Origin of the sequence: Rhodopseudomonas infernalis (genome assembly GCF_022271405.1) — a bacterium.
Taxonomy (GTDB): domain Bacteria; phylum Pseudomonadota; class Alphaproteobacteria; order Rhizobiales; family Xanthobacteraceae; genus Rhodopseudomonas; species Rhodopseudomonas infernalis.
Window position 1 is genome coordinate 257,875 of record NZ_JAJNAL010000001.1, and the last position, 16,470, is coordinate 274,344.

Below are 16,470 nucleotides of genomic sequence, written 5' to 3' on the forward strand. Positions count from 1 at the left end.
CGAGCCGGCAAGCTGCCGACATGACCGTCTGCACAAACAAACCAAGCGGCGGTCAGGGTTTGTGGTCGTCAGGGCGCCGGGAGCGCCATCGTGACGAGCGGCTCCTTTTCCAACCGGGCGATCAGGCGGGCCTGATCCTGCTGCGACTTTGCCCCCGCAAGCTGCAGGCGGAAGACCCCACCCTTGCTACTGTCGATCACCGAGGCCTGATAGCTGTCGAGCAGCGCGGTGATGTCGGAGATCCGGGCATCCGGCGCAAACCGGACAAAGACACGCTGGCTGATGTCGCCGCCGAGGCTGCGCGTCAGAGGCGCAGCGCGCTGCATCGCAGGCGCTGACAGCGATGGACCCGGGGCAGGTGCCGCGACCGGCGGTGCCGCAGCAGCGGGCGGCGACGCCGGCGCCGGGGCGGGCGGCGCCTGGACACGTTCCGCCTCGTTCCGCGGCGCAGGCGCGCGATCGTATTGCGGTTGATAGGTGCCGGTTTCGAGCACGCCGCCCGGCGACCACACCAGCATCGCGCCGATCAGCCCCGCTTGTACCACCAGGGCCGTGCTGGCTAGAGAAGCCGACCAGGTCAGCACCTTCGGCGAGAGACTCTTCACGAATGAGGCGAAGCGAGTTCCAAAACTCCGCCCTGCCGCTTTGAAGCCGACTTGCGCAGACCGCGCCGGCTCGGCATCGATCGCCGAGAACAGCTTCTGCATGGCCCTGGACGAGGGCACGCCGAGGCTCTCGTTCAGCTCGATCGTCGAGGCATATTCTTCGAGTACGGCGGCATATTGCTTGGCGAGGTCGGGATCGCGTTCGAGCGCCTCGGCGACACGGCGCGTGTCGCGGGCGCTCAGCGTGCCGGCCGCATACCACGGCAGCAGCGCTTCGAGGTCGCCCGGCTCCTGATGCTCAAGCATCGATTTGCTCATCGCCATCATGGCCAGCCTCGCTGCACGCCGGCTGCCTGAAGCAGATCGGCCAGTTTCTTGCGCGCGTAAAACAGTCGGGTCTTCACGGTGTTCTCCGGAATGCCGACGATATTGGCGACCTCTTCCACCGATTTCTCGTGGTAGTAGACGAGATCGACGATTTCCCGATGGTCAGGCGAAAGCCCTTCCAGGCACTTTCGCAACGCATTGCCTGTGTCCTTTTTCTGGACAGTCACTTCCGGATCGTCGGAAGGGTCTTCGATCGCGGCAGCGGATTCGTCGTCGAGTTCGGCGTCCTTACGGCGTCGCATCGCCGACAGCGCCTTGAACCGCGTGATCGCCAGCAGCCAAGTGGAAACAGCTGACCGTCCTTCGAACTTCCCCGCCTGGCGCCAGACGTCCAGAAAAACCTCGCTGATAAGGTCTTCGGCGGTCTGTTCGTTCCGCACCAGCCGCAGTCCGAAGCGATAGACCCGAACGTGATGCCTGCCATAAAGCACCTGCATCGCCATCCGGTCGCCCTGGGCGATCCGCGCGATCAGTTCCTCGTCCGCAGTCCCCTGCCTGGTATTCACTGGCCGCCTCGCACGATAGGTCGGACGAAACCCGCGGAAGGTTCGAAAATAAAAGGCAAATTTATCATCCTGGCCGACTGCAGCAGCCCAACTGTGAGGTTGAGCACAGATGCAAATACCTTTCACCAGCGCCGCGAGTCCACCTTCCTCGAGGGTTGATCTTTAGCTCGATTCGCCAGCTGCAACCTGGCCAGGGGCATTTTCATTCCCCGTCCTTGCCCGCTTGGTGCCCGCTCCCAACGCCGCCAGCCCCCGTGGAACACCATCTGGAGGCTCGGCATTCGAAAATAGTTCAATTTGAGCAAACGCATAGACAGGCCACCGCGGGGAACTACGAAACTCAGGATACGAAACCTAAAGGCTTTCCTCGTAAGTTCCCTTAACTCACACGCATCGAAGCGCACGATGAATTCAACTGCCGCAACTCCGGGCCTCTCATCAGTGCCAGCGGACGAGGTCGATTGGGCCCGGACGCTCGCGGTCCGTGCCAAGCGGATGAAGCAGCGGCGGCAGATCTTCGACCTCGTTGCCGTCAGTTATCTGATCGATGCAGCGCTGCTGCTGATGTACGCGTTCGCGGACACAATTCCTTTCGGCATCGTGCCTGCCTATCTTGCCGCTGTTCTGCTGATCATGGTCGCGACCATAGCGCTGTCCGAGCATGGCTTTCATGATCGTCATAAGGATTTTTTCCTGGTCTTGCCGACCTTGGCTGTCAACATGGCGTTGGCCCTCGGCTTTATGGTTTGGGTGCCGCAGGCGGCCTTCGTGTTCATGGGCGCGCTGCTGATTCTTTTCAGCGTCGCTTCGCTTCACGCCAGCCGCAAGCAGAGCCTGGTCGGCTGGAGCGTGATGACGATCGCGCTGGCGATGCTGTTCCTATTGAATGATCGCCCTATTTCCGTGCCGGGCGGCTCGATGCTCGAACGTCTGACGACGCTCCTGGTGCTGGTGCTGACGATCGGCCGCTGCATGTTCGTCGGCATGTACTCTGCCAGCCTGCGGGAGACGCTTTACAAACGCGGCGTGGAATTGCGCGAAGCCTATCAGCGGATCGAGGAGCTCGCGGAGCTCGACGAGCTCACCGGCGCATTCAACCGCCGCTGCATCATGCGGATGCTCAACGAAGAGATCGACCGCGCCGAACGCAACGGTACGCCGCTTTCACTGGCATTGATCGATCTCGACTGGTTCAAGCGCATCAACGACGGCTTCGGTCATCCGATCGGCGATGAGGTGCTCCGCACCTTCGCCATCACCATCTTCGCCAACATTCGCAGCTTCGATCGCTTCGGCCGCTACGGCGGCGAGGAATTTCTGTTGCTGCTACCCAATACATCGCGCGAGGAAGCGCACGCCATGCTGGAGCGACTGCGTGAGATCGTCGCAGAACTCGACTGGACGGCTTTTTCGCCGCGCATGCAGGTGACCCTCTCCGCGGGCATCGCCACGATGACGCTCGGCGAAACCGCCGATGCCGCCCTCGCCCGCTCTGACAGCGCGCTCTACACCGCCAAGGAAATGGGACGTAACCGGATTTTCACGATCTGAAGAATTCAGATTTGAACGCGACGCCAGGATGGACGATGAGCTCTCAGCCGGCCCTTACCGCCGCCAATCTCCTCGATGAACTGCAGGCCACGCTGATGCACGGAACGGTCGCGCGCCGGGTCGAGACCCTGCGCCGCGTCACCGATCTGTATCTCGATGGCGAGGTCGACTACAGCGACGATCAGGTCACGGTGTTCGACGACGTCTTCAACTGCCTCGTCAGGAATATCGAATGCAACGCCAAGGTGCTGCTGGCACAGCGGCTGGCCCAGGTGAAGGCGCCGCCGCGGATCATCCATCACCTTGCCTTCGAAGACATGATCGAGATCGCAGCGCCGGTGCTGTCGCATTCCGAGCAGCTCGACGACGCCGCCTTGATTGCGAACGCCCGCACCAAGAGTCAGCGACATATGCTGGCGATCTCGACCCGTCGTTCGCTCAGCGGCGCGGTCACCGACGTGTTGGTCGAGCTCGGTAGCCAGGATGTGGTCCACAGCACCGTGCGCAACCCCGGCGCGGAGTTTTCCGACAGCGGTTACTCCACCCTGGTCAAGCGGGCCGAACTGGACGAGGCCCTCGCGACCGAACTGAGCCGTCGCGCCATCCCGCGCGCCCAAGTGCTCAAGATGATCGCGCTCGCTTCGGCCTCCGTGCGGGAGAAGCTCAAGGCCGCCAATCCGGACGCGGCCGCCGAGGTGAGTAGCGCGGTGAAGACGGCGACCCGGCTGGCACGCTCCGCGCCGGCAGCGATCAGCCGTCAGACCAACATCGCTCATGGACTGGTTCGAGCGCTTTATGAAGAAGGCCGTATCAACGAAGAGCAGATCTACATCTTCGCCAACGAACGCAAATTCGACGAACTCAACCAGGCCATTGCCTGCCTCGCCGGCACGTCGGTAGAGACCGCTGAAGCCTTGATGGTCGAATCCCGCGACGAGGGCCTGTTGATTCTCGCCAAGGTCTGCAAGCTGAGCTGGAGCACCGTCAAAGCGATCATCCGGATGCGCGACGAGCTGACCAGCGCGAAGTCTGGCGATCTCGAGGAGTGCCGATTCACCTACGAACGGCTGCGCACCTCGACCGCGCAGCAGGTGCTGCGCTTTCACCGGATGCAGCAATCCACCGCGGTCGCCAAGCCGCCGGCCGCCTGCGCGGCCGGCGGCATGGGCCCATCACCACCGGGTGCGTAAACCCGCGTAGACGGCCCGCCCCATCCCGGGATTGAACAGCGCCGACGCCGCCGTGGCGGTCTCGACCGCGATGGCGGTCGAGATGTAGCGCTTGTCGAGCAGATTGCGGGCTTCGATATAGCCGGACCAACCGGTGCCGCGATCGTAGCCGAGCTTGAAGTTCAACAGCGCATACGGATCAACCGTCAGCGTGTTGGCGTTGTCGGCGAAGAAAGCCTGGGGCATCCATTCGACGTTCGGGCCGGCATAGAAACCATTGGCGTGCTTGTACAACACCTCGGCCCGAAGCCAGTGTGCCGGCACCGCCGGGAGCTGATTATTGCCCCAGGTCGCATCGCCGTCGAACCGGAAGTCGCTGTAGGTGTAGGCGACGTTGAACCAGAATCGGTCCTCCTGCGCAAAGGTCGACTTCAGGAACGCGACGCCCAGCCCCGCCTCGACGCCTTGATGCACGGTGCGATCGGCGTTGCGGATGGTGCAGGCCCCTGGTGTCGACGGGCTGGTCAGACATTGCAGCTCGTTGCGGATGTCGGAGCGATACAGCGACACGTCCCAGGTCAGATCCGGCCGCCGGCCGCGGGTGCCGATCTCGTAGGTGGTGGCGGTCTGTGCATTGATGTCGGTGCTCGCCGGCGACGCAAACGTGGTGACGTCGTAGGTCGGCACCTCGGCGCTGCGCGAGATGTTGCCGTACACTTGCCAGGTCGGATCGACGTCCCAGAGCAACCCGATCTTCGGACTGAACGGATTGTAGGCCCGCCGTCCCGACTGATCGCCGTTGGCCAGGAAACGGTCCTGCTGATCGCGGACGGCGTGGAGGAATTGCGCGCCCGCGACCACAGCCACATTCGGCAGAACGAAGAATGAATTCTCGCCATAGGCGGAGACGTTCTGCGACTTCCACAGATAGGACGCCGCCAAAGGTCCCTTGGTGGCGGCGCCGATGTTCCAGTACTGGTTGATGTCGATCGTGCCATTCTGGATGTTGACGCCGGTGACCAACCGATTGCGGTAGCCGCCGATGATGCGGTCGTCGGTGACACGGGCGAAGCCGCCGTAGTCGTGAACATGGAAATCCAGCCACTGATAGATCGGATGCATCACGTGGCGTTCGAGCACGGAAGCGCCGAAGTCCACGGTCGTCTCGTCGAATCGCAGCGTCGTCTTGTTGGCGACGCGCACGGAGTCGATGTTGCGCTGCTGATCCTGCTGCACCCACACCGGATTGGCGGCGCGTGGTGTCATCAGCGCCGCGTCCTTCGTCACCTCGCCGGGAATCTCCGAGCGCCATCGGCCTGCGTTCAGATAGAACCGTGTCTCGGCGTCCGGTGAAAACTGATAGCCGAAATTGGCATTGAGGCGCTCGGCGTCGGTCTTGCTGTGCTCGCGATAGCCGTCCTCGCGCTGCGCCGACATCGTCATGTACCAGTCGAATGGACCGGCGAAGCCGCCGACACTGGTGGCGGACTTCAGATAGCCGAAGCTGCCGCCGTCGATGCGGGCTTCGAACTCGGGCGCGTTGCGGCCGGTCGGCATCACGAAGTTGATCGCACCGCCGAGCGAATTCGCGCCGTAGCGCAGGGCATTGGCCCCCTTGTAGACCTCGACATAGCGATACGCGGTCGGATCGATCTCGAACAGATCGAACAGGCCATCGGCAGTGCTGATCGGAAGGCCGTCCATCAAGGGGATGATGCCGCGATTGCCATAAGCGCGCGACAGGCCCGACCCACGGATCGAGATACGCGCATCCGGCCCCCAGCGCTGCTGGATCAAGACGCCCGGCACCCAGCCGAGCGCATCCTTGATGCTGTTGGCCGGCGAGTTCTTGAACTCGGTGTCGGCCACCAGCGCGACGCCGCCCGGCGTGCGCTGGATGTCCTGCCGCGCCTGCTCGGTGGTCGGCACCGTGAGGCTCGCCGAGCCAGCCGTCCCTGCCGGCTGCGCGGCCCCCGCGACCGGCTGCGCTATCGGAGCGCCGCGGCTAGCCGCGCGCATCGCCCGGCTGCCGCCGATGGCGGCGCGCGGCTTCGGCTGTACGACAGGGCGCGCCGCCTGATCCGGCGCCTGCACGGTCACCGGCGGCAGCGAGTTCGGCGAGCTCCGCGCCAAGGCGGACGGGCTCCACGACGCGGAGCACGCGATGGCAGCAGCAGAGGCCAGCAACGCGCGACGGAACGATACTGACATCGACACCTTCAGGCGCTCCATCACCAGCGCACCTTGAAGCCCGCATAGACCGCGCGGCCGGTGCCGGGCTCGAACAGCGGCGACGAGGCGGTTGCCTTGTCGATGATGCTGGCCGAGGCGATGTAGGTCTTGTTGAGGATGTTGCGGCCCTCGATGTAGACCGAATACGGCCCGCCATTGTCGATGCCGGCCTTGAGGCCGAGCAACGCATAGGGCTCGGTCTGCAGCGTGTTGGCGCTGTCGACGTAGTAAGCCTGCGGCACCCATTCGACGTTCGGCCCGGCATAGAAGCCGTTCGGATTTTTGTAGAGCAGCTCGGCGCGGAGATAGTGCCGTGGCGCTCCCGGCAGCAGGTTGGTACCGAATTTCGCGTCGTTGTCGAAGCGGAAATCGTTCAGCGTGTAGGCCATGTTCAGCCACAGCCGATCGGCGACCGGTCCACGCTCGAACAGATTGTTGAACAGCGCGACGCCGAGCCCGGCCTCGATGCCCTGGTGAACGGTGCGGTCGGCGTTGGTGACGTTGCAATTGCCGAACGCACTGTACAGGCACAGCAGTTCGTCTTTGATCTCGGCGCGGTAGCCGGTCAGCTCCCAGGTCAGGTCCGGCCGGTTGCCGCGCGTGCCGATCTCATATGTCGTCGCGCGCTGCGGCCGGATGCTGGTGAACGGAATGGTCGGGATGCCCGGCCCCGATGCGCTTTCGCCGAAGCTCGGCACCTCGGCACTGCGCGAGATATTGGCGAAGGCCTGCCAGGTCGGATCGATCTGCCACAACAGCCCGCCCTTCGGGCTCCACAGATTGAATTCCGTGGATCCCGACTGATTGCCATCGGACAGAACGCGGTCGCGGCGGTCGCGCGTTGCATGCAGGAACTGCGTTCCGGCCACCAGCGCGACGTTGTGCAGGACGTAAAACGAGTCCTCGATATAAACCGAGGTGTTGGTCGACTTGTCGAGTGACGACGAAGCCAGCGCGCCCTTCTGCCCTGCGATGTTGACATACTGCTTGTTGTCGAGGCGACCGTTGAGAATATTGACGCCGGCGACCAGGCGATTGCGATAGCCGCCGATCTCGCGATCGTCGGTGACTTTGGCGAAGCCGCCATAGTCTTGATAGCGATAGTCCAGCCACTGGAAGATCGGATGCATCAGATGGCGATCGACGCCGAAGGCTCCGAGATCCACCACCGTATTGTCGAAGCGGATCGTCGTCTTGTTGGCGAGCCGCACCGTGTCGATGTTGCGCTGCTGATCGAGTGCGAGGTTGCCCGCCGCCGCGGTCTGCGGCGAGTTCAGCGCGGTGTCCTTGCTAACGGTGCCGGGAATCCGCTGACGAACGCTGTTGGCGTTGAGATAGAACCGCGTCTCGATGTCCGGGGTGATCTGGTAGCCGATATTCCCGCTCAGCCTATAGGCCTGTCCGTTGCTGTGGTCGCGAAAGCCCTCCGCGGCTTGCGCAGATGCGGTGACGTATCCGTCCCACGCGCCGTTGACGCCGCCGGCATTGGCCTGCAGCCGCCGATAGCCGAACGCGCCGGCGTCGACGCTGACGCCGTTTGGAAACGGATCACGCCCCGTCTTGGTGACGAAGTTGATCGCGCCGCCGAGCGAATTGGCGCCGAACTGCAGCGCGTTGGCCCCCTTGTACACCGCGACGTATTTATACGCCGTCGGATCAATCTCCTGAAAATCCCCATAGCCATCGGCGGTGTTGATCGGGATGCCGTCCATGTAGAGCTGCACGCCGCGCAGATGGAAATTGCGCGACAGGCCTGAGCCGCGAACCGACAGCCGCGTGTCGTCGCCCCATTTCGGCTGCGCGAACACGCCGGGCACGTAGTCGAGAATGTCCTTGATGGTGTTGGACACTGTCGAGCTCCGATAGGCGTTCGCCGGCACCAGCGCGACGCCGCCCGGCGTCTGCTGGATGTCGGCGAGCGCCTGCTGCACGGTCAGCACGGTCAGCGCAGGCCCCCGCGCAGTTGCCCGCGGAACTGCGGTCGGCGCGACAGCTGGCGTCGGCGCAACGGCCGGCGTGACGCGAGGGCTTCGTGATGCGCTGCGCTGCTGCAGCCGCGTGCGCGGCGCTGCCTGGCGCGCCTGCTCGGGCGCCTGCACGGTGACAGGTGGCAGCACGGACTGCCGACTCTGGGCGAGCGCAGGCAACGTGAACAGCGATGTGGTGACGATGGACGTGGCGACGAGCGCTGCAGCGTGCGCGAGCACGGGACAGCGCCGCCGCGAAGAAGCGGACGACATAGATGAAACTCCGGGAGCTGAAGTGACGAGGACATACGCGCCGCAAGCGGCGCAGGTCGTCAGATCAGGGCCGGAGGTCCGCGTGGCTGGTGATCGCGGGACTGGGTGAAGGCGACGAACGGCGTGTCGCGCGGCGGATCATAGGCCGTCCCGAACGCGAGACGAATAGCGACCGCAGGTGCCACCGGCGGCGGCGCGGCACCGACATGGTGGCCGATACACAAAGGACAATGGGCGGGCGCGGTCTTGGCCTTACCGGAGTCCTCGGGCGACGTTGCGTCACCGCTCGGCAGACAGAGTTCGTGGCCGGCCTGGAGCTGCGCAGGCGACTGAGCCGCAAGCAGCGCGCTGGTGAGCAGCACGTTCAGCACAAGCGCATACACGGCCGCCCAAGCGGCGCTCCATGCGATTCTACGCTTACGTGCGAAATGGCTCACAAAGTATTCCCCCACCTTTTGCTATCACAGTGCAGGCGCGAGTCAATTTCGTTAGCGATCCGTAAACCACCGGACACTTGGACGATGAGTTGGGCCTATGCGTCCACACCGTGCGCCAGACCCGCGCCTTACCGGCCGCGATGACCGCTCTGGCAGCTGCGCGCCGCGGCCCGGACTGCCGGCGATCCGGTGGGCAAATGAGGCAGGCCGCCACACAGGTTGCCAAGATATTGCCGCGGGCCGGCGAAGATTTCTCACGTTTTGGCCCCGCTGACGCCATTGCCGCAGGGACATTTTACCCTCGGGCTGGCAGATGGGGAGATTGCCATGACATACACAGCCAGCGGGCGCTTGGCTCTGATCATTGCGGCCGGGATGTTCGCCTGCCTGCTTGGACCTTTACAGCCGGCGCCGGCCAGTGCCGCTCCGGAGGGGAACGCGGCACAGCAGACCGCGCCGCCGACCGCCAAGAAGAAGGTTGCGCGCTCGCACGCCAAGCACGTCAAGAAAAAGGCCGCGCCTGCCAAGCCGGCGAAGCCGACCGCCGAAAATTCCGGCAATGACGTCAAAGCCAAGGATCAGAGCAAGCTCGCCATCATGCCGCTGCCTCAGGCCACGCCGCAGGACGAGGCTCAGGCTGCTGCAGATTCGCCGGCGTCGGCCGCTCTGCCCCCGACGATTGCCAATGCCAATGCCCAGTTCCCTGAAGTGGCGGCCGCCGATGGCGCAACCTTGGGCGCAGCGCCCGCGGCGTCTCACCCTGCCGGCTCCGACGCCGCCGCGAAGCCCGCTGCCGATGTCACGGTCATGGCCCCTGACGAGGTGAACGACCTCGATCGCGCCGCAGCGGATTCAGCGCCATCGACCACGATGGCCGCCGTCACCGCCGCGCCCACCGCGAACGCCCAACCCTCCACGACCGGCACCGCTCAACTGTCGTCGGCGTCCGGCGCTGACGGTGCCTGGGACAAGGCGTCGCTGATCGGCAAGCTCTTCATTGCGGCCGGCGGGCTGCTGACGCTGGCCTCGGCCGCGCGAATGTTCATCGCCTGAGATCCGCCGCCTCCCCTTGAAGCGCCTCGCGCCAGCGGGCAGATTGCCCGCGGCCGCGACCGGCCCTCAACGGGAATGCAACATGAGCACTTTTGAATTCATCATCGTCGAGCGCCAGAACGCGGTCGGCATCATCAAGCTCAACCGTCCGAAGATGCTGAACGCGCTGTCGTTCGGCGTATTCGGCGAGATCGGCGCCGCGGTCGAGGACCTGGAGGCCGACGATGCGATCGGTTGCATTCTGATCACCGGCAGCGAGAAGGCTTTCGCCGCCGGCGCCGACATCAAGGAGATGCAGCCGAAGGGCTTCATCGACATGTTCAATGAGGATTTCACCGCGATCGGCGGTGACCGGCTGGCACGCTGCCGGAAGCCGACCATCGCGGCAGTTGCCGGCTACGCGCTCGGTGGTGGCTGCGAATTGGCCATGATGGCCGACTTCATCATCGCGGCCGACACCGCCAAGTTCGGTCAGCCGGAGATCACCCTTGGCACCATCCCGGGCATTGGTGGTACGCAGCGACTCACTCGCGCAATCGGCAAGGCGAAAGCGATGGACCTCTGCCTCACCGGACGGATGATGGACGCGCAGGAGGCTGAACGCGCCGGTCTGGTCAGCCGCATCGTCCCCGCCGATAAGTTGATGGAAGAAGCACTCGCCGCAGCCGAAAAGATCGCGTCGATGTCACGCCCGGCCGCGGCGATGGCGAAGAACGCCGTCAACCGTGCGCTGGAGAGCACTCTGGCCGAAGGCCTTGCGGTCGAGCGCGATCTCTTCCACGCCACCTTCGCGCTGGACGATCGGGCCGAAGGCATGGCGGCGTTCATCGAGAAGCGGAAACCGAACATCCAGAACCGCTGACGACGAACTGACGGATGCGGTGATCGCAAGGCGATTGCCGCATCTTGCCACGCGCCCCATCGTCGCAGCGTTGCCGCATCACCACAGTGGACCGGCCAATCATCCACAGTTCCGGCAGGATGGTTTGCCTCTCGCGGCACCGCGTTCTAAACATGCGAGGGCATCGGCGGGGGCGCAGATATCCAGATCACAGCGGGACCGAATGGACGAGTACGCCCAGATCAACGGTGGTGGAGATTACCCGCGCATGGCGCGACGGAGCTTCTACGTCGCGACGGCCGTCGCCCTTCTGCTGATCACTCCAGCAAGCGCCGAGAGCCTCACTGACGCGCTTGCCAAAGCCTATCAGACTAATCCCCAGTTGAACGCCGAGCGCGCGCGGCAGCGCGCCACTGACGAGAACGTGCCGGCGCAATTGTCGGGCTACCGGCCGCAGATCATCGCCAGCCTCGGTGCCGGCATGCAGGCGATCCGCAATCTGCTGCCGGACAACACTGTCCAGACCGCCAATTTGAAGCCGTGGACGATCGGCGTCACCGTGACGCAAACGTTGTTCAACGGCTTCCGCACCGCCAACAGCGTTCGCGTTGCCGAGCTTCAGGTGAAGTCCGGCCGCGAAGCGCTGCGCAATGTCGGACAGGGCGTGCTGCTCGACGCGGTCACCGCCTATACCAACGTGCTGGCCAACCAGGCTCTCGTGGCGGCGCAAAAGGCCAACGTCGACTTCCTCAGCCAGACGCTGGACATCACCAACAAGCGGCTCAACGCCGGCGACGTCACGCCGACCGACACCGCCCAGGCCGAAGCGCGGCTCAGTCGCGGTCGCGCCGATCTCAATGCCGCAGAGGTCAATCTTGCGGTCAGCCAGGCCACCTATGCTGAAGTCATCGGCAACACGCCGTCGCGGCTGGGACCCGCCTCGCCCGTCGACCGTCTGCTGCCGCGCAGCCGAGAGGATGCGATGTCGCTGGCGATGCAAGGCAATCCTGCCGTGCTGGCGGCCAGCTACGACGTCGACGTCGCCACCACGACCATCAAGGTCGCCGAGGGCGCGCTGCTGCCGACCGTCACCTTGCAGGGCAGCGCCAGCCGCAGCCGCGGGACCGACCAAACGCTCGGCAGCGCCGGCACCGATCAGGCTTCGATCCTCGGCCAGATCAACGCGCCGATCTATGACGGCGGTCTCGCCGCTGCTCAGACCCGGCAGTCGAAGGAAATCGCCGCGCAGAGCCGGCTGGTGCTCGATCAGGTCCGCAATCAGTCGCGCACCGCGGCGATCGCCGCCTGGGTCAGCAACGAGGGCGCCAAGATCGCCGTCAGCGCCTCGGAGGCGGAAGTGCGGGCCGCCGAAATCGCGCTCAAGGGCGTCAGCCGCGAGGCCCAGGGCGGCCAGCGCACCACCGTCGACGTGCTCAACTCGCAGCAGGACCTCATCCAGGCGCGGGCCCGTCTGATCGGCGCCCAGCGCGACCGCGTGGTCGCCTCCTACACACTACTCAGCGCCATCGGCCGCCTCGACGTGCAGACGCTCGGGCTCAACACGCCGGACTACCTGCCCGAGGTTCACTATCACCAGGTGCGCGACGCATGGCACGGACTGCGTACGCCGTCGGGGCAGTAATCTCGGCAACGCTGCGAGAACGGCGGCCGAACTCGTACAATCCCGCGTCGATCCACACGATCGATCAACACGATCGATCAACACGCCTTGGCGTGATTGCGGGCCGGCATGCCGGCAGGCGCGCGACCTAACGGGTCGGACGGGGACTGCACTGCACCGCGGGCGCTCTGCGTCCGGCTCTGGCCCGGCGGAAAGGTCGGACCATGGGTGACTGTCGCGGCTTCGACCCGGTCACCGAGAGCCCTGCCGGTTTCGGCGCAGATGAAATGCTGCTGCGAGCAGGCCAGGCAGAACACGGGCTCGTAGGTCAGCCGATCTCCGCCCGCCGAGTCGTCGGCCAGCCAGGTCTGAGCCATCAGACCGCTTTGCGGACATCGATATACCAGAAGCCTAGCCATAATCGCATGCTGACACGGCGTTCGCGCATGACGCTTGACGCAAGTCAATCGGCCGATGCGTACAATTGACGCGATCGCCGTCGGCGCGAATGTCATCGCGCTGCAACATAGCATTTCCTACTGTCTTGCAGGTGTTTTTGGAAATGCTAGTTGCGAATCTTCGTAGAACTACGCGAGCCCTTAAGTAATCATCCCAGGCGACGGCGGGAGAAATACGAGATGAGAACCGGCAGGGTGATCAGAATCACGCCGGGCGCCAGCATCATCCCCGTAACAACGACGATCGCGAGCGGCTTCTGCACCTGCGAGCCGATGCCGTGCGATACAGCCGCGGGTAACAGGCCGACACCGGCGATCACGCAGGTCATCAGTACCGGTCGCAATTGCAATTCGCCCGTCCGGATCACCGCTCTGATCCGGTCGAAGCCCTGATCGATGAGCTGATTGTACTGTGACAGAATGATGATGCCGTCCATGACGGCAATTCCAAACAGCGCGATGAAGCCGATCGCCGCCGAGACGCTGAATGGGATGCCAGTCACCAGCAGTCCCATCACGCCGCCGAAAATCGCCATCGGGATCACGCTCATCGCCAACAAGGTGTCGGCGAACGATCCGAAATTGAAGAACAGCAGGACGCCAATCAACAGCAAGCTGATCGGCACCACAATCGACAAGCGCTTGATGGCATCCTGCAGATTGCCGAATTCGCCGACCCACTCGGCCCGCGAGCCCGGCGGCAGGTGCACCTGCTCGGCGACCTTCTGCTGCGCTTCCTGGATCGCGCTGCCGAGGTCGCGTTCGCGCACCGAAAATTTGATCGGCAGATAGCGCTCCTGCTGCTCGCGATAGATATAGGCCGCGCCCGAGACGAGCTGGATCGAAGCGACCTCGCTGAGCGGAATCTGGGTGATGCCGTTCGGGCCCTGCACGCCGATCCGCAGATTGTGGATCGCCTCCGCGCTCTTGCGATACTCCGGCGCCAGCCGAATGATGATCGGAAAGTGCCGGTCGCTGCCCGGCTCGTAGAGGTCGCCTGCGCTGTCGCCGCCGATCGCCACGCGGATCGTCGAATTGATGTCGCCGGGCGTCAGGCCGTAGCGCGCGGCGCGGGCGCGGTCGACGTCGATCTGGATCGTCGGCTGGCCGAGCGAGGTGAACACCGCGAGGTCCTGCACGCCCTGCACCGTCGCCAGCACGGCCTTGATCTTGTTGGCGGTTTCGGTGAGCGCCTGCAGATCGTTGCCGAACAGCTTGATCGAATTCTCGCCCTTCACGCCGGACACCGCTTCCGAGACGTTGTCCTGCAGATATTGCGAGAAGTTGAACTCGACGCCGGGAAATTTCTCCTGCAGCTGCTTCAGCATCCGCGCGGTGAGATCGTCCTTGTCCTTGACGCCGGGCCATTGCGAGACTGGCTTCAGCGGCGCGAAGAATTCGGCGTTGAACAGGCCGGCTGCGTCGGTGCCGTCGTCGGGCCGGCCATGCTGCGACACCACCGATTCCACCTCTGGGAAGCTCTGGATCAGCTTGCGCATCTGGTTGACGTAGGTGTTGCCCTCCGTCAGCGAGATCGTCGGCGGCAGCGTCGCACGTACCCAGAGGTTGCCCTCTTCCAGCTTGGGCAGAAATTCCAGGCCGAGGAAGCGCGTCGCCACCACGGTCATCAGCACGAGCCCAACGGCCCCGGCCATCACCAGCCGGCGATTGGCCACGGCCCAGCCGAGCAACGGCATGTACAGCCGATGCAGCCAGCGCATCAGGAAAGTCTCGGTCTCCTGCACGTGCGACGGCAGGATGATGGCGGACAGCGCGGGCGTCACCGTGAAGGTCGCCAGCAGGCCGCCGGCGAGCGCATACGCATAGGTCCGCGCCATCGGGCCGAAGATGTTGCCCTCGACGCCGGACAGCGTGAACAGCGGCAGGAACGCCGCGATGATGATCGCCGCGGCGAAGAAGATCGAACGCGACACGTCGGCGGACGCCGACAGGATCGCGTGGCTCTTCATCCCCATTATTGTTTCGGGCGAGATCTGGCTCCGCTCTTCGGGCGAAAGGGCGGTGGTGTGCGACAATCGCCTGAAGATCGCCTCGACCATGATCACGGTGGCGTCGACGATCAGGCCGAAATCGATTGCACCGACCGACAGGAGGTTGGCGGACTCGCCACGCAACACCAGGATGATCACGGCGAAGAACAGCGCGAACGGAATCGTTGCGCCGACGATCAGCGCGCTGCGCAGATTGCCGAGAAACACCCACTGCAGAAAGACGATCAGCAGGATGCCGACCACCATGTTGTGCAGCACCGTGTGGGTCGTGGTGTCGATCAGGTCTTTGCGGTCGTAGATACGTTCGATCCGCACGCCAGGGGGCAGCACGCCGGACGCGTTGATCGCGTGCACGGTCTGCTCGACTCGCGCGATGGTGGGCGAGCTCTTCTCGCCGCGCCGCATCAGTACGATGCCCTGAACGATGTCGTCGTCGCCGTTCATGCCGGCGATGCCGAGCCGAGGCTTTTCGCCGACACTCACAGTGGCGATGTCCTTGACCAAAACGGGGTTGCCGTTGCTCGAGGTCACCATCGTGTTGGCGAGATCGTCGATCGAGCGGATCAGGCCGACGCCGCGCACCACCGCGGACTGTGCGCCGATGTCGACGGTGTTGCCGCCGACGTTGATGTTGGAATTGGAGACTGCCTGCAGCACCTGCGGCAACGTCAGGCCGTTCGCGACAAGCTTGTTGAAATCGACCTGGACCTCGTAGGTCTTGGTCTTGCCGCCCCAGCCTGTGACGTCGATGACGCCCGGCACCGCGCGGAAGCGGCGCTGCAGCACCCAATCCTGCAAGGTCTTGAGATCGAGGACGCTGTAGCCCGGCGGGCCGACCAGCCGATAGCGGAAGATCTCACCGATCGGGCTCAGCGGCGAGATGCCCGGCTGCGCATTGCCCGGCAGCGGCGGCAGCTGCGACAGCCGGTTGAGCACCTGCTGCAACGCTTCGTCGTAGGTGTAGTCGAACGAGAACTGCAGTTTGACGTCGGACAGGCCGTACAGCGAGATGGTGCGGATCGTCTTCAGGTTCTTGATGCCGGCGACCTGCGTCTCGATCGGAATCGTGATGTAACGCTCGATCTCCTCGGCCGAGAGCCCGGGGCTCTGGGTCACGATGTCGACCATCGGCGGCGTCGGATCGGGATAGGCTTCGATGTTGAGCTGATTGAAAGCGATGACGCCACCGGCCATCACCAGCACGAACATCAGCACCATCAGATAGCGACGGTTGACGGCAAGAGCGACGAGGCGACCCATCCGGATCGAACCTTTCAGGCAGGCGGGCGGCGGGAGCCGCGATCAGGCGTCCGTTGTGTTCTCTCCACCATCGTTCCGCGCCGTCAAATGAACTCTGC

12 protein-coding genes are annotated in these 16,470 nt (G+C 64.3%); 5 read left to right on the forward strand and 7 right to left on the reverse strand.

Going from position 1 to position 16,470, the window contains the following annotated elements; all coding sequences use genetic code 11:
- Positions 1-68: 68 nt before the first annotated feature.
- Together LPW26_RS01195 and LPW26_RS01200 are read right to left on the reverse strand one after the other, a co-directional pair.
- Positions 69-932, reverse strand: a complete 864-nt coding sequence (locus LPW26_RS01195; protein ID WP_238732406.1) for a hypothetical protein — start codon at positions 930-932, stop codon at positions 69-71.
- Positions 929-1,498, reverse strand: coding sequence for a sigma-70 family RNA polymerase sigma factor (locus LPW26_RS01200; RefSeq protein WP_319942152.1), 570 nt, complete (start codon positions 1,496-1,498; stop codon positions 929-931). The genes LPW26_RS01195 and LPW26_RS01200 overlap by 4 nt, the downstream gene beginning before the upstream one ends.
- Before the next feature lie 405 nt (positions 1,499-1,903).
- Between LPW26_RS01200 and LPW26_RS01205 the strand changes: the two genes are divergently transcribed.
- Both LPW26_RS01205 and LPW26_RS01210 read left to right on the forward strand, forming a co-directional pair.
- Positions 1,904-3,049, forward strand: a complete 1,146-nt coding sequence (locus LPW26_RS01205) for a GGDEF domain-containing protein (protein ID WP_238732407.1) — start codon at positions 1,904-1,906, stop codon at positions 3,047-3,049.
- A 35-nt stretch (positions 3,050-3,084) separates the two neighbouring features.
- Positions 3,085-4,239, forward strand: a complete 1,155-nt coding sequence (locus tag LPW26_RS01210; protein ID WP_238732408.1) for a DUF2336 domain-containing protein — start codon at positions 3,085-3,087, stop codon at positions 4,237-4,239.
- Here LPW26_RS01210 and LPW26_RS01215 read toward each other — a convergent pair.
- The 3 genes from LPW26_RS01215 to LPW26_RS01225 are packed head-to-tail and all read right to left on the reverse strand — an operon-like array spanning position 4,222 to position 9,127.
- Positions 4,222-6,450: a TonB-dependent receptor family protein gene (locus tag LPW26_RS01215; protein ID WP_238732409.1), complete on the reverse strand. Its 2,229-nt coding sequence runs from the start codon at positions 6,448-6,450 to the stop codon at positions 4,222-4,224. The two genes, LPW26_RS01210 and LPW26_RS01215, sit on opposite strands and share 18 nt — an antisense overlap.
- Complete coding sequence (locus LPW26_RS01220; RefSeq protein ID WP_238732410.1) at positions 6,450-8,690, reverse strand: TonB-dependent receptor domain-containing protein; 2,241 nt, start codon at positions 8,688-8,690, stop codon at positions 6,450-6,452. The genes LPW26_RS01215 and LPW26_RS01220 overlap by 1 nt, the downstream gene beginning before the upstream one ends.
- A gap of 59 nt (positions 8,691-8,749) precedes the next feature.
- Positions 8,750-9,127 (reverse strand): DUF2946 family protein, encoded by a 378-nt coding sequence (locus tag LPW26_RS01225; RefSeq protein WP_238732411.1) that lies wholly within the window; start codon positions 9,125-9,127, stop codon positions 8,750-8,752.
- Positions 9,128-9,388: 261 nt separating this feature from the next.
- On the opposite strand from LPW26_RS01225, the gene LPW26_RS01230 reads away from it, so the two are divergent.
- The 3 genes from LPW26_RS01230 to LPW26_RS01240 all read left to right on the forward strand — a co-directional run bounded on the left by LPW26_RS01230 (position 9,389) and on the right by LPW26_RS01240 (position 12,663).
- A complete protein-coding gene (locus LPW26_RS01230; protein WP_238732412.1) occupies positions 9,389-10,180 on the forward strand; it encodes a hypothetical protein in 792 nt (263 codons plus the stop codon).
- An 82-nt stretch (positions 10,181-10,262) separates the two neighbouring features.
- Complete coding sequence (locus tag LPW26_RS01235; protein ID WP_238732413.1) at positions 10,263-11,042, forward strand: enoyl-CoA hydratase; 780 nt, start codon at positions 10,263-10,265, stop codon at positions 11,040-11,042.
- A gap of 247 nt (positions 11,043-11,289) precedes the next feature.
- Positions 11,290-12,663: a TolC family outer membrane protein gene (locus tag LPW26_RS01240; protein WP_238732414.1), complete on the forward strand. Its 1,374-nt coding sequence runs from the start codon at positions 11,290-11,292 to the stop codon at positions 12,661-12,663.
- A 77-nt stretch (positions 12,664-12,740) separates the two neighbouring features.
- Here the strand turns inward: LPW26_RS01240 and LPW26_RS01245 are convergent, their stop codons facing one another.
- Both LPW26_RS01245 and LPW26_RS01250 read right to left on the reverse strand, forming a co-directional pair.
- On the reverse strand, positions 12,741-13,019 hold the full coding sequence (locus LPW26_RS01245) for a hypothetical protein (RefSeq protein WP_238732415.1): 279 nt from the start codon (positions 13,017-13,019) through the stop codon (positions 12,741-12,743).
- 230 nt (positions 13,020-13,249) lie between these two features.
- Positions 13,250-16,372, reverse strand: a complete 3,123-nt coding sequence (locus tag LPW26_RS01250) for an efflux RND transporter permease subunit (protein WP_238732416.1) — start codon at positions 16,370-16,372, stop codon at positions 13,250-13,252.
- Positions 16,373-16,470: the final 98 nt, after the last annotated feature.